This is a genomic window from Catellatospora sp. NPDC049133 (genome assembly GCF_040648455.1).
Lineage (GTDB): Bacteria > Actinomycetota > Actinomycetes > Mycobacteriales > Micromonosporaceae > Catellatospora > Catellatospora aurea.
The window spans coordinates 149188-172914 of record NZ_JBEZDT010000009.1; the positions used below are offsets into that span (position 1 = coordinate 149188).

Annotated in this window: 7 protein-coding genes; 3 read left to right on the forward strand and 4 right to left on the reverse strand. The window is 74.7% G+C overall.

Annotated elements, in window-relative coordinates:
* Positions 1 to 84: 84 nt before the first annotated feature.
* On the forward strand, positions 85 to 2349 hold the full coding sequence (locus AB0B35_RS12725; protein WP_361044286.1) for a hypothetical protein: 2265 nt from the start codon (positions 85 to 87) through the stop codon (positions 2347 to 2349).
* A gap of 38 nt (positions 2350 to 2387) precedes the next feature.
* Positions 2388 to 3257, forward strand: coding sequence for a ricin-type beta-trefoil lectin domain protein (locus tag AB0B35_RS12730; protein WP_361044288.1), 870 nt, complete (start codon positions 2388 to 2390; stop codon positions 3255 to 3257).
* Between the two features lie 20 nt (positions 3258 to 3277).
* Here the strand turns inward: AB0B35_RS12730 and AB0B35_RS12735 are convergent, their stop codons facing one another.
* Complete coding sequence (locus tag AB0B35_RS12735; protein WP_361044291.1) at positions 3278 to 6052, reverse strand: AAA family ATPase; 2775 nt, start codon at positions 6050 to 6052, stop codon at positions 3278 to 3280.
* A gap of 151 nt (positions 6053 to 6203) precedes the next feature.
* Here AB0B35_RS12735 and AB0B35_RS12740 point away from each other — a divergent pair, with 151 nt between their 5' ends.
* Entirely contained in the window at positions 6204 to 6920 is a 717-nt protein-coding gene (locus tag AB0B35_RS12740; protein WP_361044293.1) for a response regulator transcription factor, read from the forward strand.
* Positions 6921 to 6959: 39 nt separating this feature from the next.
* On the opposite strand, the gene AB0B35_RS12745 is transcribed toward AB0B35_RS12740, so the two are convergent.
* Genes AB0B35_RS12745 through AB0B35_RS12755 form a run of 3 tightly spaced genes read right to left on the reverse strand, consistent with a single transcriptional unit; the run spans position 6960 to position 23715 of the window.
* Positions 6960 to 22958: a hypothetical protein gene (locus AB0B35_RS12745; protein WP_361044296.1), complete on the reverse strand. Its 15999-nt coding sequence runs from the start codon at positions 22956 to 22958 to the stop codon at positions 6960 to 6962.
* A 38-nt stretch (positions 22959 to 22996) separates the two neighbouring features.
* Positions 22997 to 23287: a hypothetical protein gene (locus AB0B35_RS12750; protein ID WP_361044298.1), complete on the reverse strand. Its 291-nt coding sequence runs from the start codon at positions 23285 to 23287 to the stop codon at positions 22997 to 22999.
* Positions 23288 to 23313: 26 nt separating this feature from the next.
* Positions 23314 to 23715, reverse strand: a complete 402-nt coding sequence (locus AB0B35_RS12755) for a YbaB/EbfC family nucleoid-associated protein (protein ID WP_361044301.1) — start codon at positions 23713 to 23715, stop codon at positions 23314 to 23316.
* Positions 23716 to 23727 lie beyond the last annotated feature (12 nt).

Genomic DNA, 23727 nt, shown 5'->3' on the forward strand with positions numbered 1-23727 from the left:
CGGCGGCGCACCGTTTGGGCCCCTGTTGGGCCTCCCCGGCGACCACCCGCCGGGGGGAGGATGTCGGCCGAGGAGGCCCCTGCGATGAGCGAGTTGACGGCCCGTTGGTACGGGCACACGCTGGTGATCGGCGTGGACGAGCGGCTTCCGAGAAACCTGGTCGAGGCCCTGCCGTCCGAACGCGACCGCCACACGGTGCTGCTCGCCGGGGACGCCACGCTGGCCCCGGAGCCGGTTGCCCGCCTGATCGGCGAGGAGCTGCCGAAAGCGGGCTCGATCCGGCTCGCCTGCTCCGCGCCGGGCGCGGGACGGATCGCCCAGCAGCTGGCCGACCGGCTCAGCGTCGACGTCGTGGCACCGCTGGGACCGACCATGCTCGTCGGTCCGGGCTCGCTGTTCGTCGTCCGGCGGCCCCGGGCCCACTCCTGGCGGCTGCACCGGCCGGGCGACCGGCCCCGCGACATCGACTCGCCCCGCCACCCGGCCCCGCAATGGCAGGTCCCGCTGCCCAGGCAGCCGTTCGGTCGGCTGCACGGCCTGGTCGCGCAGGAGCTGCCCGCGGGCTTCTGGCTGCACCGCCCGCAGCGGCGGCCGCTGCCCGCCGACGATCCGGCGTATGCGATCGAGGTCGACGGGGAGCACGTGGTGGTCCTGGTCGGGCAGCCCGACCGCGAGCCGCCGTCACCGCGCCGGGTGTACCGCTGGCTCAGCCGCCTGCCGCTGACCGCGCTCGGCCGGCTCGTGCTGATGCCGTACGGCCCCTGGGGGCCGCTGCTCGACACGGTCGCCGGACGGTTGAGCACGGACCTGCACGTCACGGTCGGGCGCACCGCCGGGCTGCCGGTGCGGTCGCGGGGCACGACCTACCACGTGCCCGTGGACGGCGCCGGGCGCGCCGGTCCCCGGCCCGCCGCACAGACGATGTCCTACCTGACCAACGACCCGGTGCCCCGGATCGAGACCTGGATCAGCCCCACCTCCGGTCGGCTGGCCACGGGCCGCCCGGTCGAGGACGTGACCGACCGCTGGCTCGTCGAGGTCGTGCGCGCCGGCTACTGGCTGCGCGAAGCCGACGCCGCGGGCAGCGACGACGTACGCCTGCGCCCGGCCGGCAGCGGCGACACCTTCCTCGTCGACGTGACCGGCGCGGAGGCCCACGACCTGGCCCGCCTGCTGGCCGCGCGGCTGCCCGCCGACATCCGCGGCAGCCTTCGCTTCGAACAGCGCGCCGAGCCCGCCGTCGAGCAGGTCGACGAACCGGCCCGGCAGCACGATCGCGGCCTCGCCGACCAGGACACGGTCGCGCCCGCCGCGGCCACGCCGGTGAGTTCCGCGATACCCGCCACGCTGACCGCGCCCGCCGCCCCGACCGTGCCGCCGATCCTGTCCGCACCCCAGGTGCGCCCGGCCCCGCAGACACCGCCGGCCACGGCCGCCGTCCCCGCGCCCGCGACCCTGTCCGCCGCGGCCGCCGCAGTGCCCCGTTCGCCTGTGTCCGCACCCCCGCAGCAGGCCCAACCCGCACAGCCCGCAGCGGTGGCCGAGGCGGCGACGCCCGCGCCGCTGCGGCACCGGACGACCGAACCCGCGCCGACCTCGCCTACCCCGCCGAGCACCGATCGCAGTTCCGCCGCCGTCCCCGCGACCCGCGGCGCGACCGCGTCGGCGACGTCGGCATCCGGCCCTGCGTCGGCCGCGTTGCCGCCCATGCCGCCGCTGCGCCGCCAGCCGGGCGCGGTGCCCGCACCCGCGCCCCGCCGCAGCAACGTCCACGAGCAGCGGCGCGTCCGCGAGCACCTCGGCGCGCAGTACGACGTGCACGCCCGCGACGTCACTCAGTTGCTGGTGCGGCTGCCGGGCATCCGGCCGGGCGTGGACGAGTCCACCGACGCCGTCATGGCCGACCTCGTAGCCGTCGCGGCGACGCTGCGACCGGGCCGGACCGGCACCGAACCGGCGCTGCGCGCCTGCCTGCTCAGCGGCCTGAACCGGCTGCCGACCGCGCTGGGCCCGGTGCGCGGCTGGGCCCCCGCCGACCCGGTCCCGCACCGGACCGGCGACGTCCTGATCAGCCCCGGCCTGCTGCGCGCCGGCGGGCAGGCTCCGTCCGACGAGCGCCACGACGAGTACACCGTCTACTCGCTCACCGGCCGGCGTCCCGGGGTGCTGTCCGACCGCGACGAGGTGCTGTTCGCGCCGGGCACCGTGTTCGAGGTGCTCGACACCGCCACCGGACCCGACGGCGTACGCCGGGTGCTGCTCAGCGAAGTCGCCGGACCCGAGACGGGCGCCCCGTCCCACGAGCAGGTCCTGGAGAGCCTGCGCGCCGACGCGTCCCGCCGCCGCTGAGCGCGCCGGACCCCATCCACCGAGCCTGAGGACGACCCGTGACCCAGCACGAACACGCCGACGACGCCCTCGACCTGCCGGACGGCGCACCGCGTCCGTACCTGCTGGCCGGGTTGGACGACGACCCCGCGGACCGCAGGGCCGGCGCCTGGAATCCCAAGCTCGCCCTCGCCGCCGGCCTCGGCGTGGTCGTCGTCACCGCGGCCGCCGTGGTGGCGGCGACCGGAACCGGCAACGGGCCTGTCCTGGCCGACCCCGTGCCGACCCGCGCCGCCGCCGGCAACGGACTCGACCTGCCCGGCCTGCCGCTGCCGGACGGCACCCCGAGCCCCACCGCCTCGCCCGACGCCGGTTCACCCGGTAGCTCGCCAGATCCCTCCCTGCCGGGACAGCCGACGCCCACCGGCGACCCGACCGCAGGACAGCCCCGCCCGACCGGCGCGGGGACGCGGCCGACCAGCGGCGCGGTGGTCCCGAAGCCCACCGCGTCGGCCAAGCCGGTGACGCAGCCGTCCCCGCCGCCGCCCGCGCCGAGCGGCCGGCCGATCGTCAGCCACGACTCCGGCAAGTGCCTGCAGGCAGCCGCGCGCGACGGCGCTCCGGTGCAGCTGTGGAGCTGCAACGGCTCCAGCCAGCAGCAGTGGACGGTCAAGTCGGACGGCACCATCCGCACCGGCGGCTTCTGCCTGGACGCAGCGTGGGCCTCGACCGCCAACGGCACGGTCATCCAGGTGGCCCGCTGCAACGGCGGCAGCGCCCAGCGGTTCACCCTGAACACGGCCCACGACCTGGTCGGGCGGCAGGCCGACAAGTGCGTGGACGTCCGTGACCACGGCACCGCCAACGGCACCGGCACCCAGCTGTGGACCTGCACGGGAGCCGACAATCAGAAGTGGACGATGCGCTGACCGGGCCGGGTCCGCGCCGCTCACCGGTCGCTGGCGGGTCCCTGCTGGATGAGTTCGATCCGCGAGCGCATCTGCAGCTTGCTCAGCACCCTCGACACGTGGGTCTGCACTGTGTTGCGGGAGACGAACAGCTCCGCGGCGATGTCCGGGTTGGACATGCCCTTGGCGACGAGCCGGGCGACGTGGCGCTCGGTGGGGGTCAGCGCGTCCCAGCCGTGGGCGGGGCGGCGGCGGATGGTGCGGGGGCCGCGGCGCACTCCGAAGGGGCGCAGCCGGGCCTCGACGCGCCGGGCCTCCCAGGTCGCCCCGAGATCGAGCCAGGTGCCCAGCGCCTCGGTGAAGGGGGCGCGGGCCCCGGCCTGGTCTGCCCTGCGGGCCAGCAGTACGGCCGCCTCCTCCAGCGCGAACGCGCGGTGGGGCGGCCAGCCCCAGCGCTCGTACTCGTCCGCCACGGCGAGCAGTTCCGCGGCGTCTCCGGCGAGCATGGCGCGGCAGCAGCGGATCGCCAGCAGGCGGTCGGGGGCGGGGTCGGGATCGGCTTGGACGGCGGCGGCGGCCGCGGCGGCGATCGCCGTCTCGCCGCGTGCCAGCGCCGCGCGGACCAGCTGGGTCGCCTCGTCGCTGCGGGACGCGCGGGCCGGGCCCGGTGGCAGGTCGAGGTAGGAGGTGCGCAGCGCCAGACCCGCGGCCGGGTCGCCGCCGGTCTCGGCGTGCATGGCCACGGCCTCGGCGACGACGCCGAAGGCGCTCACCCATCGGGGCTGCGCGTCCGGGTCGAGGAAACCCGCGGCGTGCAGCCTGGCGGTGGCGGTCGCATGGTCCTCGCGGTGCATCGCGATGAGCGCCACGATGGCGTGCAGGTAGGACAGCGCGGGTGTGGCCAGCAGTTCCTGGTCGGGCCGGTCGGCGTACATCACGGCGTCGTCCCAGCGGCCGTACATGTAGCAGGCGCCGGCCGCCTGGGCGAACATGATCCCCGCGCGGATGCTGCCCACCTGCTCGGCGCGCACCAGCGCCTCGGCGAGCGAGTCCTCGAGTTCGGCCCGCCGTCCGTTGGCCAGCAGCCGGTGCAAGCGGTTGCCGGTCAGCAACATCTTCAGGTCGGTGGCCTCCACGTCGTCGCCGAGGGCCGCGATCGCCGCGTCGATGTGGCAGAGCTGGTCGGGCGCGGGGGCGAGGTAGGCCAGGGTGTTGTGCGCGTATCCGACGCCCAGCGAGTCGCCGCAGGCCAGTGCGCTGTCCAGGGCTTCATTCGCCTCCGCCGCCGCCTCGTCGAGCCGGTCCACGAACGCCAGGATCATCGCCCGCCACGCCTGCAGCCGCGCCCGCCACTGCGGCGGCAGGTCGGTGGCGGGCCGGGTCAGCGCCAGGGCCTGCTCGAACCGGCGCATCCGTCCGGCGGCGCGGATCGCCAGGATGCGCAGCCGCGTCTGGCGTGCCGGGTCGGTGGTGCGGTGCAGCACCTGCTCTGCCACCTGGCAGGCCTGCTCGTCGCGGCCGAGCCAGAACAGGGCCAGTGCCAGCCGCGCCAGCAGGGCCTCGTGCAGTTCGTCGGCGGGCACGGGCGGTGCGGTCGCCCGGACCAGCAGCTCGACGGCGACGTCGGGGGCGGCGTACAGCATGGCTTCGGGCAGGCCGGCCAGCCAGGCCGGCGCCCAGCCGTCGACCGGCCCAGAGGTCGCCAGCAGGTGCGGCGACACCTCGTCCACCCCGGCCCCGACCTGCGCCAGGGCGCGGGCGGCATGGCGGTGCAGGCCGTGCCGGACCGCCATGGGCAGCTGGTCGGCCAGTACCTGGCGGATCACGTCGTGGCGGAACGTCAACCGCTCCCCCGCCGCGGCGAGCACGCCCGCGCCGACGGCCTCCTCGGTGGCCGCGGCGAGTTCGGTCATCGGCCGCCCGCTGACCTCGCTCCAGTGACCCGCGTCGAATTCGCGGCGCAGCAGGGCTGCCAGGCGCAGCGCGCCGACCGTCGCCTCGCTCAGCGAGTCCAGCCGCCGGGTGATCACCGCGACCAGCGAGGGCGCGGTGGTGGTGACGTCCAGGCGCAGTTCGCGAACCGGCCCGTCGGTCACCAGTGCCTCGTCGCGTACCAGCGCCTCGACCATCTCCCGCAGGTAGAGCGGGTTTCCTCCGGCGCGGGCCAGTTCTGCCCGCAGCCTGGGGCCGGGCGGGCCACCGGCGAGGCGGGCGACCAGTGCGGCCGTGTCGGCCTCGGTCAGCGGTTCCAGGTCGAGGTGCACGCCCGGTCGTTCCCGCACCAGCCCGCGCAGCCGGGCGGCGGTCGTACGCGGGGCGGTCGGCCGGCTGGTCAGCACCAGCAGCAGCGGGATCTGGTCGACCGCGCGGCCGAGCCGGTGGCACAGCAGCAGACTCGGCTCGTCGGCCCAGTGCACGTCCTCCAGCACCAGCAGCACCGGCTGCTCGGCGCAGAGCCGGTCCACCAGCGCCAGCATGCGCTCGCCGGCGGCGAGCACCGGGTCGAGCGTGCCGGACTCGACCGGTTCGCCGCGCAGCAGCCGCGCGATGTGCTGCCGTCCGGGATCGGCCGAACCGGCGCTGACGTCGAGGGCGTCGGCCATCATGCGCAGTGGGAACGCGCGCATCAGCTCGTCGCCGCTGGCCCGCAGCACCCGGCAGCCGACCGCCTCGGCGTCCCGTGCCATCGCGTCCACCAGCGCCGACTTGCCGATGCCCGGCTCGCCTTCGAGCCACGCGACACCGCCGTGGCCGCCCGCGAGCTTCGCCACGACATCGCGAAGCTGCGCCGCCTCCAGGTCCCGTCCGACGATCATCGTCACAAGTTGTCGCATCCCTAGGTCGGCCGAAAGAACTGGCCTCGCCCACCGGCCGTTACCGGTGGGCGAATGTCACTGATATCAACGATGTCTCGGACACGGCCCGGCAACGAAGGTGTGAAGCTCCGATAACGAGGGGGTGACCACCGTGACGCTGTACTCCGTCCCGAAAGCGCCTGATCTGCCGGACCGCGGCCCGTTGCGGGTCCGGGTGTTCGTCGCCGACGACAACCTGGTGATGCGGCTCGGCCTGCGCTCCATTCTGGAGACCCACGCCCGGGTCGCGGTCGTCGGCGAGGCCGGGGCCGACCCGGACTCGCTGCACCGGGGACGGCGGCTGAGCCCTGACGTGGTCGTCGTCGGCGTGGGCCCGCACCAGCGCAGGCTGGAACAGAGCCTGTCCGGCCTGGCCGCCTCGGCCGCGGTGCTGGTCGTCGCCGACACCGACGAGTCGCACCAGGTCCAGCAGGCGCTGCGGCTGGGCGTGACGAGTTACCTGGTGCACGGGCAGTTCACCGCCGACGACCTGGTCGACGCGGTGCTCTCCACCGCACGCCGCCAGCCGTACCTGTCACCGGGGGTGCTCAGCGGCATCGTCGGCACGTTCCGCGACTCGGCGCTGCCGCCACCGGCGCCCGGCGCGCCGCCCGCCGACCACCGGCTGTCGCGGCGCGAGGCCGAGCTGATGGAGCTCATCGTGCTGGGCCGGACCAACCGGGAGATCGCCCAGACCCTGTACATCAGCGAGAAGACGGTCAAGAACCACGTCAACCACATCTACGCCAAGCTGTCCGCCCGCAACCGGGCCGAGGTCATCGCGGTGTGGCTGGGGCTGCGCGCCGCGCCGGACCGCTTCGCGGCGTGAGCCGCGCCGGCCCCGGCCCGCGGGCCGGGGCCGGGTGATTCACTCCTGGTCGAGCGACGCGGCCTGGGTGACCAGGTCGTCCAGCCTGGCCTCGATCTCGCCGATGGTGTGCGCGGCTCCGCCGCCCCCGTGCGTGATCAGCCGGGTCGCGTCGTCGAGCAGCGTGGCGATCTCGATGCCGAGTGCCCGCTCCAGCACCGGCGGGTCGGCCCCGCCGTGAGCCCGCACCGACGCGGCGAGTTCGTTCAGGACCTGCCGGACCGCGTTGACGCGCACCCGCAGCAGCGAGTTCGGCCCCATCCGGACGGCGATGTCGGCGGGGCCGACCTGGTCACCCGACAGGTACGCCGACCACCGTACGGACGTCTGGCCGTTCCCGGCGACCAGCACGCCGCGGTCGACGCTCCACGGTCCCGCCGCCACCACGAAGATCGTCTCCGGCTGGCGGTCGGACAGCTCCTGGATCTGCTCGCGCAGGTCGCCGGTGGTCTGATCGGCCGCGACGAGCACGACCCGGGGTTCGCCGCCCGCCGGGTTCACCACCGCGTCGGTGGCCGCCGCGATCAGCACGGCCGGATCGAGCCCGGGCACGCCGAGCACGACCGTCGTGTCGGCGAGCGGAGCCAGCGCGGCGGCCTGCGCGGCCAAGTCGGCGGGTACGGCTGGAGTGTCCTGCGGGGGCAGCACCGCAAGCACCGACGGCTGTGCCGCCGCATGCCAGGTGTGCCCGGTGCGGCCTTGGCCGTCCGGCTCGCCCAGCGGCCGGAAGGCGCCGACCGCGGGCGGGGCGGGCACGGTCAGCAGGATCGTCGGGATCAGCGGCGTGGTGGCCGAGCCGGACGACGTGGCCGGAACGGCCGGGGAGTCCTCGCCGAGCAGCGTGCCCACCGGCGGGGCCGGCAGAGTCGGCGCAGCGCTCGGGGGCAGCAGCGTGCTCGGCGACGCGTCGACCGACGGCGGCACGCTCGGCGACACCAGCGCGCTCAGCGGCAGCAGCCTGCTCGGCGACGCGTCGAGGGACGGCGTCACGCTCGGGGACAGCAGGGTGCTGGGTGTCGGTGACGGCACCGAGGTGAGCGACGGGCTCGGCGTCAGTGACAGGGTCGGGACCAGCGGACCGGTCCGCGACGGCCCAAGTGCCGAGGGTGCGGCCGGGCTGAGCGGCGACGTCTCGATCAGGGTGTCGGCCGAGGTCACCGTGATCAGCGGCACCGCGGCGAGCGACGCGGTCGTCGACGGCACGCCCGGCGGTGCCGGGACCGCCGGGCGCGATGCGCCGGACCGGGTGAACTTCAGCGGCGGCCGCGGGGCCGCGAGCGGCGGAGGCGGGGGCGCCACCGGGATGGGCGGGCCGGCCGACGTGGACCCCTGGTCGGCAGGCTGCGTACGCCGGGGGTCCGGTGGCAGCGGGGCGAGGTTGAGGTTGAGTCCGCGCCCGATCACGGCCGCCGTGTGGATCGCGGCAGCCCGGCCGTGGTCGGCGAGCGCCTCCATGACGTCGATGAGCGGGGCGGGGTCGTTCAGCGCCTGCATGACCTGATCCCACAGGGGCGCGCTCGGGTCGACGTGGCCGAACCTGGTGGTGATGGCGTCGGTGGGGGTCAGCCCGAGGGTCCACCACCGCACGATCTCCGCGGCCCGGTCGGCGAGCGCCTGGACTCTGTCGTCGCCGTGTGTGTCCTCCAGCTCGGCCATCCGCCGCTGCGCGTCGCGGACGTGGGCGTTGTGGCGCAGCCGCTCGCGTACCGCCTGCTCGAACGTCTGCCGCAGGGTCCAGGAGTCGCGGTACAGCTCGGCCAGTTCGTCGGCCGGCAGCGGGTTCGCCGCCAGGTCGCGTTGCACCGCCTCGGGCAGGCGGGTGGCGGCGACGGCGGCCGTCTCCGGGCGGCCGTCGGCGTCGGTGCGGTACACCCGGCCGGTCGGGTCGCTTCGGTGCCGGATCACCTCGCCGTCGGCTGCGGTGTGCTCGACCAGGATGTCCCGCCCTAGTTCGCGGGCCAGCTGGCGGGTGGTGTGCACCGGGTTGAGCGCGAGCACCGAGACCCGCGGCGGGAGCGCGGTCGGCCCGACGGCGGTGCGGCCCTCGGGCACCGGCCGGGTGGCGTTGACCCAGTTGATGACCTCGGTGGTGCGGGTTCGCCACTCCGCTACCAGGGCGGTGTTGTTGGCGCTCGGGTCGACGGGGAAGGCGGGCGCGTCGAGCCACTGCCGGTAGGACTCCAGGCGGGCCGCCAGCCGGTCGGCTTCGGCCTGCCGGGTGGGGTCGGCGCGCAGCTCGTCGAGGGCGGTCTGCATACGCTGGGCGAGCGTGTGCTGCCGGGACCAGTCCAGCACCGCGCGGTAGGTCTCGTGGGCGATGTGGGCCGCGCTGCTGGTGAGCACGACGGGCCTGGTGTCGCGGGGCCGGTCGGCGCCGAGGTTCGGCTGGCGCGCCAGGTCGGCCAGGTTGCGGGCGTCGCGGCCGAGCTGGTCGCGCAGCACACCAGCGACGTTGCCGGGGGCCTGGTCGGCGGGCATCCCGCGGTCGGCCGCGGCGGCCAGCTGCTGGTCGAGGTTGACCCGGGGGGCCCAGGGCGGCAGCGGGGTCCACGTCACCGGGTCGTCGGCGGGCGCGGCCGCCGCTCTGCGCTCGTCGAGCCGCCGCTGCAGTTCGATCATCTCGTCGACGAACAGTTCCATGTAGACGTCGCCGGTCACCGGGTCGCTGTGGAACGTGCCGGCCGGCATCGCGGGGCCGAACAGCTTCTGGTGCGTGCGGTGGGCGGTGAACGTGGCCAGGGCCCGCATGCGCACCAGGTAGACCGGGCCTTGCTGCTTGAGGTGCTGCTCGCGCCGGTAGTTGCCGGTGCCGGCGGCGTTCTGGCCCCGGGGGGCCATGCGGGCGGCGCCGGTGCCCTCGTTGGCCATGTTCTTGCCCCAGGCCTCGTCGGCGTGCGCGGGATCGTTGACGCTGACGAGTTCCTTCTGGCCGATGCCGCCGTCGAGGGTGGCCGCCCACGCGTCGCTGGACATGCCGGCGGTCGTGCCGGTCTGGTGCTTGGCATAGCGGCCCGTGCCGGTGGCGTCGACGATCTCGGAGATGATCTCCATGTCGAACACTTCGGCGTGCATGTCCAGGGCGACCTGGTCGCTGGAGTGGCCGGGCACGAACAGGCCCTCGGCGACGCGGTAGCCCTCCGGCCGCAGCGCCTCGGGCAGGTGGTTGGTCAGGTGCGAGCGCGACAGCAGCACCGGCAGCGCGATGCTGCCCCGGTAGCGGGCGCTGTCGGCGCCGCTGCCCAGGGCACGGGCCAGCAGCTGCCGGGCCACGGGCAGGGCGTCGTCGAGCAGCACGGCGGTCAGGTAGGCGTCGCCGGGCAGCGGGGGCACCGGTGTCAGGTCGGGCAGCTGCGCCGGCCCGGCGATCGGCGGGGTCTCGGCCAGTCCGCGCGGCACCTTCAGCTCGACGGTGCCGGTCCGTTCGGCGGTGACCGGGGTGCGGTGCCCGGCCATGAGGCGGTACGCGCGCATCGCGATCGTGTTGAGGATGCGGCCGACCATGTCGAGGCGGACCACGTCGACCCTGAGCGTGTACGGGAACCGCACCCGGTAGTGGCCGCTCCAGTCGTACACGGTCTGCTCGGTCGTGCCGACGGTCGCGATGCCGGTGCGGCGGCTGTTGCCCTCGGCCAGGCCGATCGACGGGCCGCCCGAGGTGCCGTGGTCGCCGCTGAAGCCGACCTTGCCCACCGTGTACGACCGCGAGCCGGAGCGGCTGGCGCCGCTGCTGTGCTGGACGTAGCCGTGCCCGTAGTTCTCCACCCCGGACTCGGCGATGAACGAGCGCACCTGCGGCGGGCCGTCGATCTCGAAGCGCAGGTTGACCGCCACCACGTCGGCGGTGGCCCAGCCCACCGGGTTGACCAGGTAGAGCCACACCCCCTCGGTGTGCATCATGTCCTCGTAGAGGGCGTGATCACGGCCGCCGGCGAGCATGCCCTGCAGGGCGTCGATGCCGCCCTGCAGCCGGCCGATGTTGCGCCCGTTGTCGGTCCACACCTCGGGACGCCGGCCGAGCAGACCCGGGGCGGCGCGTTCGATGGCCTCGAACACGGTGGTGAAGACGTCGGTCTGGCGGCCGTCGGGAGTGGGGTCGAGGGTCGCGTCGGCGACCGCGGCATGGCCGAGGGCGCGCGGGCCGGGGCGGGTCAGGTACTCGGGCACCCCGACGTTGGCGAACGCGTCGGCCGGGTCACGCAGTTGCAGGTTCACGTCCGCGGTGAGGTCGAAGCGGGTGGCGAACGCGTCGCGCACGTCCTGGTCGACGACGGGGGTCTGCAGCGTGTTGTGCCGGGTCCGCAGGTCCAGCGCGAACGCGCGGCGGCGCACGTCACCGGGGGCCGGGACCGCGGGCGCAGGGGCCGGGGCGGCGGCAGGGGCGACGGGGGCCGCGGCCGGGGCGGGCTGGGCCGCGGCGGTGCTCTCGCGCTGCCAGCGGGTCAGCACGGCGGCCACGGTGTCGCCGGGCAGCACCAGCTGGCCCCGCTGCCACCGGGTCATCGCGTCGAGCAGCTGGGCGTCGTTGAGCGGCACCCGGTTCTCGCCGTAGCGGGCCAGCGCCTCGGGCTCGGACAACAGGTAGATCATCCGACGGTGGTTGACGTTCCTGGTGTCGGTGTTGGCCCTGGCGCCGATGACGGGAACGTTGCCGCCCGCCACGAAAACGATCTTTCCCTGGCGCTCGTACGAGGCGCGCACGGTGAGGTCGACCCAGGTCTCGAAGGCGTACGCGCGGTGGAAGTCGAGGTCGAGGAACTCCTTGGCACCCGTGCGTCCGTGGTTCTCCGACTTCGTCCAGCCCCAGCTCTGACTTGCCGCGAACTCCGGCCCGACGTTGGTGAGCCCGTCGGCCTTGGGGTCGCCGCCGACGCCGAACGCGATCTTCTCCACGTTGACGGAGTGGCTGCTGCTCGCACTCGTGGAGGCCTCGGACAGCTGCAGCTTGATCAGGCCCAGCACGTACTTGTCGGCGGTGGCGCCGACGAAGGTGCTGTCGCCCATGGTGCCGGACACGGCCAGGCCGCCGTGCTCGTCGGCGACCAGGTGGGCCTTGAACAGCGTGTCGGTCGTGTACAGGTGCTGCATGATCTCCTTGGCGTGCGCGCCCAGGCTGATGGTGCCGCCGAAGTTGGACACCTCCTCGTCGGTGGCCTGACCGGGGCCGGTCAGCCGGGGCTGCAGCTCGCGCATCGCCGGCAGCACCCCGGTGGTGTCGAAGTAGGAGATCACGGCCTGGTCCAGCACGCCCGCGTCGGTGGGCTGGGCCGCCCCGAGGGCCATGGTCGGCGAGTTGAACGCGGGCGGCAGGTGCACCGTCGCCAAGTGGTCCCGGCGCGGGGTCGGCGTGAACTCCGGGGTGCCGTCGTCGTACTCCACGGTGACCCGGAAGCGGCTGGGCAGCCGGAACTCGTCCAGCTGCCCGGGGTATTCCAGCAGCTCGGGGCGGTTGGACAGCAGGCCCGTGCGGGTCCAGAACTCCTTGCCGACCTTGCCTTCGACCCCGCCGCGCAGGAACTGGCCGAGCGGGATGTCCTTGATACCGCCGCTGACCTTGGCGCCGATCACGAAGTCGCGGCCGCCGCCCACGCCCTGGCCGGCGTTGTCCATACCCATGCCGAGGTTGACCATGTGGTACTCGTCGGTGCGGCGGATGAAATGGACCGACGTCCCGTCGGGTTTCGTCGCCCCCGCGTACTGCTGGGCGCTCAGGGTGACCCGCGCGCTGCGCACGTGGCCGCGCTTGTCGCGGTGGCGCAGGGTGAAGGTGACCCCGTCCTGGTGCAGGCTGTTGTAGTGCGAGTCCAGGCCGTTGCCGGAGACCATCTTGTCCACCAGTTCGAGGTTGTCGAGCTGGCTGTCCAGTCCGGCCTTGCGGGTCCACTCGACGTTCTGGTCGCCGGTGTGGAACGGGCGGGCGGCGTCCGGCGGCAGGAAGCCGCGCTCACGCAGCTCCGGCAGCAGGAAGCCGCGCAGCTCGTCGACGGCTGACGGGTCGACCCGGACGAGCCCCTGCCCGATGCCGTGCCCGTCGAGCACGTGCCGCGGCAGCGCCACCGCGCGGGGCGCGTTCGGCATGTGGCCGGTGTTGCGCAGCAGCCCCGGCTGCATCGGCACACTGGGCACCGCGGGCACGGCCGGCCCGGTGCCGGCGGCAGCGGCCGCGGCGGCGGCCGTCAGCTGGTCCTGAAGCGCCTGCGGCAACGCCGCCTGATCGACCGTGAAGCCGTGCGTGAACGCGTCGGGCTCGGGGATACGCAGCAGCGCGCTGCCGGGCACCCACGGCGTCGGCACCGCCACGGCGTCGGGGTTGGCGCGCACCGCGACCCTGGCCCGGAACTGGAATCCTACGTGGTATCCGCCGGTGAAGCCGGTGTAGCGCGCCACGTGCACCCACAGCCCGGCCCGGCCCGCGCTCGCGCTGTCGAAGTTGTGCCAGTTGAAGCCCGCGTACAGGCCCGGGCCCAGGGACAGCCACGGCAGCGGCACCAGGTCGACGTCGAAGGTGCCCTTGATGCTGCTGGAGTTGCGCATGGACTGGCCGCCGCTGTTGCCCGCGATAGCCGTGGCGATCTTCTCGACGTGGGCCTTGTCGCTGGTGCTGCCGACCCGCACCGTGCCGTCGGCCAGCCGCTGGGCATGCACGGCGACGTCGGCCACCACCCGCCCGCGCTCGTGCAGCGTGAAGTGGTAGCCGTCGGGGTCGTTGACCGCGGTGTCCAGGTGGGCGTCGAGGTTGGACAGCTTCTGCAGCAGCTCCTTGCGGGTGTCACCGCCGATCTCCATGGCCAGGCCGCCGGCGCGCAGGTCGCTGATGATGGTGTCGGCGAGTTCCGGCAGGCCGGTGATGCCGGAGGCGAAGTATGTGGCCGGAATCCGCGTGAGGTTCCGGTCGAACTCCGCCCGCTGCGGGCTGCCCACCGGCGGCGGGGCCGCCTGCACCTGCGGGCCCGCGGTCGCCAGGTTGTGGTCGGCGACGGCGAGGATCAGCTGCTCGGCCGACGTGCTGGCGACGTTGTGGACACCGGTCTGCCCCCATGCCTGCGCGGGGTCGGTGCGTACCTGGAAGCTCCACCCGGGTTCGAGGGCGAGCAGCGTGGAGTCGGCCCGGGTGTCCTCGACATGGCCGCCCTCGGCGTCCTTGATGTACCCGGTGCTGCGCGTGGTGATGTTGGCCGCACCCGAGATCGAGAAGCCCAGCTTGGCCACCTGCAGCACGACCGGGTCCAGCCCGAGGGCGAAGCCCGCGGCCAGCGTCAGCCGCAACGCCCCGGCCTGCCCGGACTGCCCCTGCGAGTGGGCGCCGGTCTGGAACACGCCGTTGGTGGCCTGGTTGGCGTGGTAGCGGCCCTTGTCCGGGGCCCGGTCGGCCAGGGTGTCGGTGGAGGTGCCCTGAGCGGGCCGGTCGTAGGAGCCGGCCGGGTTACCCAGCCGGCTCGCCTGGCCCAGTGTCAGCCTGACCAGCACCTCGGCCCCGCCGAGCACCACCGGGTACCCGCTCGGGCTGACCACGTAGCGGTAGTTGGACAGCAGCAGCTGCGGCAGTGCGGTCCACTGCGCGGCGGGGACCTCGACGCCGGCCCGCGCCATCGTCTCCTGCAGTGACCGGACCAGGTCGGCCATCAGCGGCAGGCCCGCGCGGGGGATGCCGATCGGGTGCGTCAGCGGGTCCACCGCGACCGGGGTGACCGTCAGCGGCGGCGCGGTGACCACCGGGTCCGGGGCCGGCGGCGGCGGGAGGGTCTCGGGCTGTTTTCCCTTCAGGTCCGACGTCGAGGCGATCTTGTCGTCGGGGGTCAGCCCGTCCGGACCCGACGCGGGCGGCACCTGCGGAACCGGCGGCGGGACCGGAGTCAGCGGATCCGGGACGGTCGAGTCCGGCTCCAGGACCGGCAGCGGCACGTCGAGGTCAGGCAGCGACGCCGGAAACGGCACCGGCGACGGCGGCGGGGAAGGCGCCTGGAACGGAAGGTGCGGCGGCAGCGACGGCGCGCGGAACGGGACCGGCGGCGGTGTGGACGGCACGCGGTACGGGGGCGGCGTCGGAATCCGCGGCGGTGTGGGCGGCAGAGGCGGCGTAGGAGGCAACTGCGGGGAGGGCGGCAATTGCGGCGAGGTCAGCTGTGGCGTGGGCGGCAGCGGCACCGCTGCGCTCGCTGTGGTCTCGTCGGTGTCCGGAACCGGCGGAACCAGTGGAACCAGTGGAACCAGTGGAACCACCGGAACCACCGGAACCGGCGCGACCGTGGCCGGGTCCGGCGAAGTCGGCTCGACCTTGGCGGGGGCCGGTCGAACTACCTTGCCCGACAGGTCCGGGGACACCGGCACCGTCGCCATGGTGTGACCGCTCGCGGTCACGACCAGGTGCACGGTGGGCAGCGACGCGGGGTCCGTCCCGGTGGGGACGAACTCCTGCACGGCGGCGGGCTGCACCAGCACCACGCGCACGCCGAACAGCTCGGCGAGGCTGTTGACCAGGCCCTCGGCGACCAGCGGCGGCGGGGCCTGGCCGACCGTGCCCAGCTGCTCCACCCAGGACACCAGCAGGTCGATCCGCTCACGCAGCCCGGACGGATCGGCGTTCATCAGCGGCCAGGCGTTACCGCTGGTGGCGAGGTCGGCCAGCAGCAGCCCGGCGAACGCCGACCGCAGCCGGTCCGGGTCGACCCGCACGAGCCCCGCCAGCCGGCCGTCACCGTACGCGCCCTGTTGTCGCAGCGCCTCGAAGAACGACGACGGTCCCGCCTGGTTCGCCACGGCGGCGAGCCCCAGGTCGGCCAGCGCCTGCTGCTGCCGGTCCGACAGGGCGTCCGGGCTGGTCGGGTCCGCCGTCGGCGGGGCGGGCGTCCACTGCGGCGGCGCGACGGCCGGGTCGCGCACCGGTGGCGGCAGTTGCATGACCACGTCGCGCACGGTCTGCAGCATCGGTGCCATACCCGGGCCGATCGCGGCCTGCCGACCGGGCAGCAGCACGTCGCGCAACCGGTCGGACAGCTGCGTGGACGGCGGCAGCAGCGGATCCGGCCGGCCGGCGAGGTCACGCAGCACGTGGTCGAGGTCGGTGAACGCCAGCTCGTCGGCGAACAGGCCACCGGGCACGCCCGGTTCGAGCAGCCGGGAGCCGCCGTTGGCGGCGAACACGGCCGGTGCCGCGTCGAACGGCACCGTGGCCAGCAGGTCGCCGCCGCGGTCCTCGACGACCACGACGGGCCGGGTGCCGTCCGCGGCCGGCGGCCCGAACGGGGTCCGGCCACCGTCGGCCCCGACGAGTTCGACGGGCCTGCCGAGCAGGTGGCCCATCAGGTCCAGCACGATGTGGTCCCGGGGGCGGCCGGACAGCGCGGCGGGCATCCGCTGCAGCGGCAGTCCGTCGGCGAGCCACGCCACGACCTCACCCAGGACCACCTCGTCGGGGTCGGTCAGGCCCAGCGTGGGTATCGCGCCGCCGTTGCGCGCGGCGTCGGCGAGCACCATGCCCGTGATCGCCTGGATCCAGTCGCCGGGCGGGCGGCCGAGCACCGGCAGCAGTCCGGTGGCTCCGTGGAACGCGGCCGCGTTGGCCACGACGGCGAACGGGTGCTCGGCGGTCAGCGGGATCGCGGCGTGCAGGCCGAGCTCGCCGAGCTGCGCGTGGGCCTGCGGGGTGAGCACCTCGTGGCCCGGCCGCGCCTGCCAGAGCAGGCTCGTGGTGACCGGCGGCAGGCCGATGTCGCCGGCCGGGTGCGCGGACGGCGGGTTCAGCGGTCCCGGGGTGGTGGCGGTCCCTTCGGTCTGCGGCGCGGGTGCGGTCAGCTGCTGCCATACCCGCTGCGTGCTGGGCAGCGAGGTCGCCGGGACACCGCGCAGGGCGTACAGGAACTCGTGGAAGGCGTCGACGGCCGCGAAGCCCGCCGACGGTGCGAGCATCCCGCCGAGCGGCGGGGGCGGCGTCGGGACGGGGTCGGCGGTCGGCAGGTCCGCGGTCCTGCGCTCCAGTTCGGCCATCCGGCCGAGGCGGGTGGCGACCTCGGCGCCCGCGGCGTCGCGGTGCTGCTCGGCGGTCAGCGGCAGGCTGCCCGGCAGGCTGGGGTCGTTGATGGCGGCGTGCACCGCGGCGGTCTCCTGCGCGGTCAGTTCGGCCGCGGCGTCGCCGGCGAGCCGCTGTTGCAGGTCGACGAGCAGCGCCACCCTGGCCTGCCCGGCGGTGGCCGCGGCGGTCAGCTGCTCGGGGGTGAGGGTCACCGGTGCGAGTCCGCGGCGGCGCAGCGCCGAGTTCACCGCGGCCTGCGTCCCGGTAGCGGTGAGCCGCCCCTGCACACCTGCGGCGATGGTCTCGGTGAGGGCCAGCTCGACCTGCTCGCGCGGCGACAGGTTCGCCGCGGGCGGGGCGGTCAGCGTCGTGGTCAACGCGCCGTCCACGGCGGCCTGCCGTTCGGCCCTGCTGAGCGCCGAGCCGGGCCGCAGCCGGGCCTGCTGCCGGAGCTGGGCCAGCTCCCGGGCCTCGGTGCGGGCCCAGACCCGCTGGTTGCGGATCATGTTGACACGCTGTGCCACCGGTGTCCGGGTGTCCCCGACGATCCGCTGCTCGCCAGGGGTCAGCGGGCCGAGGTCGTCGAGCGCCGCGTCGTCCCTGCGTTCGCGGGTGTCGTCGCGCGGCAGCGTCACGGGCGGCGGATGCTGCTCGCGCGTCAGGACGGTGTCGCGCTGCACCTGGGTCCGCGAGCCGTCGTTCGGCCGGGCGGCGGTCTGGTTCGCGCCGCCGGGCCGGGTGCCCCCGGGGCGGCCACCGCCGGGCCGCCCGCCGGATGACCCACCCGAGCCGCCGTCGGTCAGCGTCTCACGCATGATGAGCTGCCCGGTCTGCGGGTCGTGGGTGAGCGCGTCGAGGTCGATGCGCTGCGGGGTGGTCAGGTGCGTCCCGTCCTCGGTGAGGGCGAGCTGCTCCTCACGTTCAGTGACGGGCGCGAACGTGGCGACCCGCACGTTGCCGTCGCCGAGGTCCACCTCCACGACGTCCAGGTGGTCACCGCGCACCGGCAGCGCCGACAGGGACGGTCCGGCACCGGTCGTGTCGGGGTCGGCGTCGGCCGGGCGGCCGGGGTCGAAACGGAAGTAGGAAACCTGCGACGGCGGCTGCGGGTCAGGCCGGGTCACCACGGGTTGCGGCGCCGCGCCTGGCGCCTTGACGGTGAATGCCGGCATGGTGGACGGGTCGGGGCTCTTGGCGGGGACGACCCGGTAGAGGCCGGTGTCGGTGTCGTGGGCGAGCACCGCGGTGCGGATGCCGTCACCGCCGAGCGGCTGCACCGTGACGTCGCCGACCGGGCTGCCTTCATGCCAGGTGGAGCCGTCCTCGTCGACCCGGCGGTAGGTGTTGCCGTCCGGTTCGGCGCTGAACTCGGGCGCGTGGGTGAACGTCACCAGGGCGACGCCGCCTTGGGCATCGCGGCGCAGCAGCTGCCGGCCCGGACCGGCGTCCGTCGTGGGCAGCGGCAGCCCGGAGTCCCGATCGACGGTGATCACGGTCCAGCGGCCGGTCGCTCCGTCGTGGACGAGCACCCGTTCGCCGACGGAGGCACGGCCGGTGTCCGGGCCCGAGGCCGGCCGCGTGGCGTGCACGACCTCGACCGGGTCGAGGTGGACCTGGGTGGCCTCCAGGGTGACCGGGTCGAGTTCGAAGTAGGTGAAGCGGTCGGGCGGGCGCGGCCCGGTGTCCTGCGGCGTGGTCGGGGTGGCGGACCCCGTGGTGCCCGGTGCCGCCGGAGCGGTGCCGGTGAGGTCCTGCCCGGTCGTCGTGACCGGACCGCCGCCGAGGCGGTGGCCGGTGCCGGGGAAGGCGGGCGCGCTGCGCGCGGCGAGGGTGACCAGGTTCAGGCGTCCGGTCGAGGTGTCGTACTGGAAGACCTGCCGTCCGGGTTCCGTGCGCGGCGGCCGCGTCACCGGTGGCGGCGGCAGGGCCGGGGAACGAGAGGCGGTCGTGGATGGTGTGGTCGAGGGCACGGGCGATGGCGTGCGCGCGGGCGGGGTGACCGCGAGCCCGGAGCGGGTGTCCTGGTCCTGCTGGAGCAGCTCGACGGAGAGCCGGGACCGCTGGTCGCGGGGCAGCTGCCCGGTGATGGTCGCCAGCTGGTCGGTGACGGCCTGCGGAACGGGCATGCCGGGCACACCGACGGCGAGGCGTACCCCGCCGGGTGCGGCGTAGCGGGTGGTGACGTCGGTGGCGGGCGCGCCGATGAGGTCGGCGGGGCGGGCCCACAGGCCGCCGGGCAGCACCTGCAGCACCCAGCCGTCGGCGAGGGTGTACGTGTCCGGGTCGCTCGCGGGCGGCAGGTTCCCCGGCACGGTCCGGTTCGGCATCGGCCCGCCGGGCCGGCGGACGTCGAAGTACGCGGCGTACGGCGCGAAGGCGAGCCGTCCGTCGGGCCCGACCGGCACGGTCGTGGAAGGGTCGGGCCGGGTGCCGCCCAGCAGTGCGGCGTCCACCCGCACGGGCACGCCCACGGCCGTGGCCAGCGCCTGCGCGTCGGCGAACGTGTGGCCGGGCCGGGCCACCCGCAGGTCGAGCACGACGTGCTGGCGCACCTGCGGCGGCAGGCCCTGCACGTAATCGGTGAGGGTGTCGGGGTCGGCGAAGGCCGGGTCGGGGATCAGCCGCAGCACGTTGGCGGCCCGGGGCAGCCCGGCCAGTTGCTGCCGCACGTCGGCCACGGCCGGGTCGCCGGTGGCGGTCAGGAACACCCCGCCGGGCACCCGCACCGCGCGGGCGGGACCCGCGGGCTGGACCGTGGTGTCGGTCAGCCACAGCTGCCAGCCGGGCATCCCGTGGGCGAGCACGTCCGGGCGGGCCGCCGGCGGCAGTGCCGCCAGCAGCGTGGTGACCCGCTCGCGGACCGCGTCGGGCACGGTCGTGCCGGGCAGCCCGACGGTCAGCTGCGGCACCCCGCCGGGTGCTCGTTCGGCGGGCAGGCGCGGCCTGGTGATGCCCGGCGGCAGGTGCTCGGGGCGTACCCATACGCCGTCGGTGGTCTGCTCGGCGACCCAGCCGTCGACCAGCCGGTACCGCCACACCCGGTCCCCGGTGCGCATGCCCTGCGGCGGGCGCTGCGTGGGCGGCGGCCGGTCCGCCGGGTAGACGAGGAACTCGGTGGCGAACTCCGCGAACGTGGGCCGCTGCCGGGCGTCGAGCGGCACGACGCGGTCGGTGGCGTCGCGGCGGCCGGGCAGCATCGACGCCGGCAGCACCAGCGGTCCGCGGCGGCCCCCGAGCACGGTCGTGGCCAGCCGTACCGCCTGGTCGGTGGTCATTCCCACGCCGGTGGTGTAGCGGACGACCATCCGGTCGGTGAGCGAGGGCGGCAGCGCGGCAATGGTCCGGGCCACCGCGTCGGGCGTGACGCCCGGCCCGACGACCAGGGTGGTGCGGTTGGGGGCCGCGGGAGCGAATTCGGCGTCCATCCGCGCCGCCCGGGTCTCGTCGGCCCGGTAGAGCGCGATGCCCGCCGCGACCGGGCGCAGCAGGTGGGCTGAGGGCAGGTCGATCGCGTCGAGGTCGACGCCCTGCGGGCCGCGGTCGAGGCGGTACGGCTCCGGCTCGTGCCACGGCGTGGGCACCTGGTGGGTGGTGCCGTCGTCGGTGAGGAAGACCAGCCCGTCCTCGGTGACGCGGGTGAGGATGGCGGTGTCGCCGCGCAGACCGCGCAATTCCGGGTCGAGCGCCGACAGCTGTCCGTCGAGGGCGAGCACGACGCCGTCGACGGCGTGCATGAACACGTCCCCGACCAGCTGCCAGCCCGTCTCGGGGTAGCCCTGCTCGCCCAGGCGTGCCGGACCGCCGGTCCGGGTGTCGGCCGGGGTGGTCGTCGCCGGGTTCGTGCCGAGCTCGGTGGCCAGCTCGACGGCCAGCTCCGCGGCCCGCTCGGGCTGGTTGTGGTGCAGCGCCTGCGCGACCGCGGCGATCGCGGGGCGGTGGCCGTCCAGCGGGGCGGGGGCGGGCAGATACTGCTGGACCAGGTCCTCGGCCCGCCTGATCACCAGTGCGGCGTCGGCGGGTTTGAGTTTGCCGATGGTGACCTCGGGATCGACCCGCACCGGACCGTCCGTGTCCTCGTCGGGATCGGACTCCGGCGTGCCCTGACGGCTCGGCTGGCTGCCGCTGGGCGGGCCGCCGAAACCGCTGGGCGCGGTCATCATGAAGACGAACGGATTCTGGGTGGTCACGGCCGGGTGCAGGAGCTGGCTGTATGGCGACAGCGGGTCGGGCGGCAGCCCGAGCAGCGCCCGCAGCTCGTCCTTCGTGGTCGGCAGGGGCACGTCGCGGGTCGCGTCGAACTTCGGCGTGGTGTCGAACGTCGTCCCGTCGAACTTCGCCCCGGCCTCGGACTTGTCGCCGTCGAGGCTGGTCAGGTCGGTCCGGACGCCGTCGCTGTCGGTGTCGCTGACGGCGCTGCCGTCGAACAATGAGCTCGTTTCGGACGTGGTGGTCGAGAAGCTGCCGGTCGTGTCCGGTGACAGGGGTTCGGCCAGGCCGATGCCGGTGTGGTCGTGTTCGACGACCACCGGCGGCACGGCCGCGCCGGTGGCCGTCTCGTGGGTGACCGCGGGCGGCGTGGCCGGGTCCTGCACGACCGGCGGCGGCGGGACCGTCGGGCCGGTGATGGTCCGCACCTGCGGTGCGACGGGGCCGCCGGCCGGGACGGATCCGGGCCGCTGCGGCGGCGGGGTGGCGGCGGTCGTGGCCGGCCGGGTCTGCGGCGCGGCGCCGGAATCGCCCGGCGGGGTGCTCGTGCTGCCCGGCGCCGGGGTGAACGTGCCGGACAGGTGGAAGTCGCCGTCGAAGCGGCCGCTGCCCTGCACCTCGCCGACGATGACCTGGTCGCGCACCCCGATCGTGGCCTTGTCGAACAGCCCGTCGAAGGTGCCCTGGAAGCCGCCGGTGCCGGTGAACGTGCCGGTGCGGGGCGGCCCGCCGGGCGGGGTGAGGGTGCCGTCGAAGGTGATGGTGCCGATGAACGTCTTCGGGTCGGGGAAGATGCCCTTGAACGTGAAGTCGCCGTCGACGACGGCCGGGCCGTCGAACCCGTGCGGACCGGCGTCGAACTCGATCGGGTTGCCGTCCAGCCCCGGGATGTCGATGTTGCCGACGTCGCCGTCCAGGCCCGCCATGGTGCCGCCGCCCTTGGTCCGGTGGCCGATCCAGTCCAGGACGCCTTCGACCGCGCCCGCCGACGCCGACGCCCACTCGTTCTCCTTCTGCTCGCGGCGTCCGGTCAGGATCAGGTCGGCGATCTGCTCGGTGCTCCACTCGTGCAGCGCGCCGATGCCCGCGAACCCGACGATCGAGGTGACGAACTTCTGCCCGAAGATCTTCCCGAACCCGGCGAACAGGATCGGCCCGAGCACGCCGCCGATCGCCCCGGCCAGCGCCGCGCCGGCGGTGCGCTTGGTGTCCCACTGGGTACGGGTGTGCGTGATGAACAGCTGGGTGAACTGGATCGCGACGTCGAGACCGACCTGCAGCACCACGCCGAACACGATCGACACGATCAGACGCCGGAAGAACGTCTGCGACATGTACCGCCCGAACGTGATCAGCGCGGAGATCCAGCCCGACGCCCACGCCGACGTCGGCGGGAACGACACCCAGGGCAGCAGCATGACGATCTGTGCCGTGAGGATGGCCAGCTGACCCAGGATCGACGCCTTGGTGTACTCGACGTTGGTCCCCGCGCCGTCGGCGAACCGCCCCAGCTTGCCGCCCGCCTCCACCAGCGTGTGCAGGGCGCCGCCGTCGACCAGCTCGGACAGCTTCGCCCGCATGGCGGACGCGGCGTCGCCCTGCCAGCCCGCGCCCGCGACCGCGCCGCTGATCTCGACGATCTCCGCCTCGGCCGCGATCATCGTGGTCTCGAACGCCGCCCAGACCTTCGCCAGCGCCCAGAGCTGGTCCTCGTCGGCCTGCGGCCACGACTCGCCGGTCACCACGAGGAAGAACTTGCCCACCCATTCGGGCACGTGCATACCCACGGTTCACACCCCGGGGCGAGGTCGTACGGCGGGCATGCTCAGCTGCCCTCGACCGTGCCGAACGAGCGCCCGGAACGCTTGATGTGCTCGCCCATGTTCTTCAGCAGGGCCGCGAGGTTCGCCGACCCCTCGACGACCTCGTCACGGCCCTTGCCGTACTCGGCCACGAACTTGCGGGCGAACTCGTCGTCGCGGCCCCAGGGCTGGCCGAGCGCGTTGATCCCGCTCACCAGCTTCTCCCGGGCGCCGGCGACCTCGTCGCCCACCGCGACCAGGCGTGACGACACCCCGTTGATCACGCCGCCGTCGACCTTCAGCTGCCGCGCCATTGCGGCCGTCCTCTCCCGAACTCAGGTCAGGCCATCCGGCCCGGCAGGTTGAATCCCGAGATGTCGAGCTGCTCGGGCAGCACCCGGTCCCAGTCGATGCGGCCGGCCATCATGTCGCGCACGCTCATCCCGGCGATCCCGGTGCCCGGCAGAGCGCCCAGCATCTGCTGCAGGGCGCTCTCCCGGGCCCGGTCGACCGTCTCCACGACGATCCGGGACAGCTCGGCGGGAGCCATCTTGCGGTAGTCCTGGGAGTTGAACGTCAGCGAGCGCAGCTCGCCCTGTCCCCCGACCGTCACCGTGACCAGCCCCTGCGGGGAGGTGACGGTGGCCGAGACCTCGGCGACCCGCTGCGTCGCCTCGACCGCCGCGGCGCGGTGCCGGGCGTAGTCGGCCGCGAGCTGCTCCAGGGTGCGGTCCTGGTCCATAGTCGTCTCCTC

Coding starts and splice junctions, on each gene's coding strand:
- AB0B35_RS12725 (WP_361044286.1), top strand. CDS start 85: ATGAGCGAGTTGACGGCCCGTTGGTACGGGCACACGCTGGTGATCGGC.
- AB0B35_RS12755 (WP_361044301.1), bottom strand. CDS start 23,715: ATGGACCAGGACCGCACCCTGGAGCAGCTCGCGGCCGACTACGCCCGG.
- AB0B35_RS12735 (WP_361044291.1), bottom strand. CDS start 6,052: ATGATCGTCGGACGGGACCTGGAGGCGGCGCAGCTTCGCGATGTCGTG.
- AB0B35_RS12750 (WP_361044298.1), bottom strand. CDS start 23,287: ATGGCGCGGCAGCTGAAGGTCGACGGCGGCGTGATCAACGGGGTGTCG.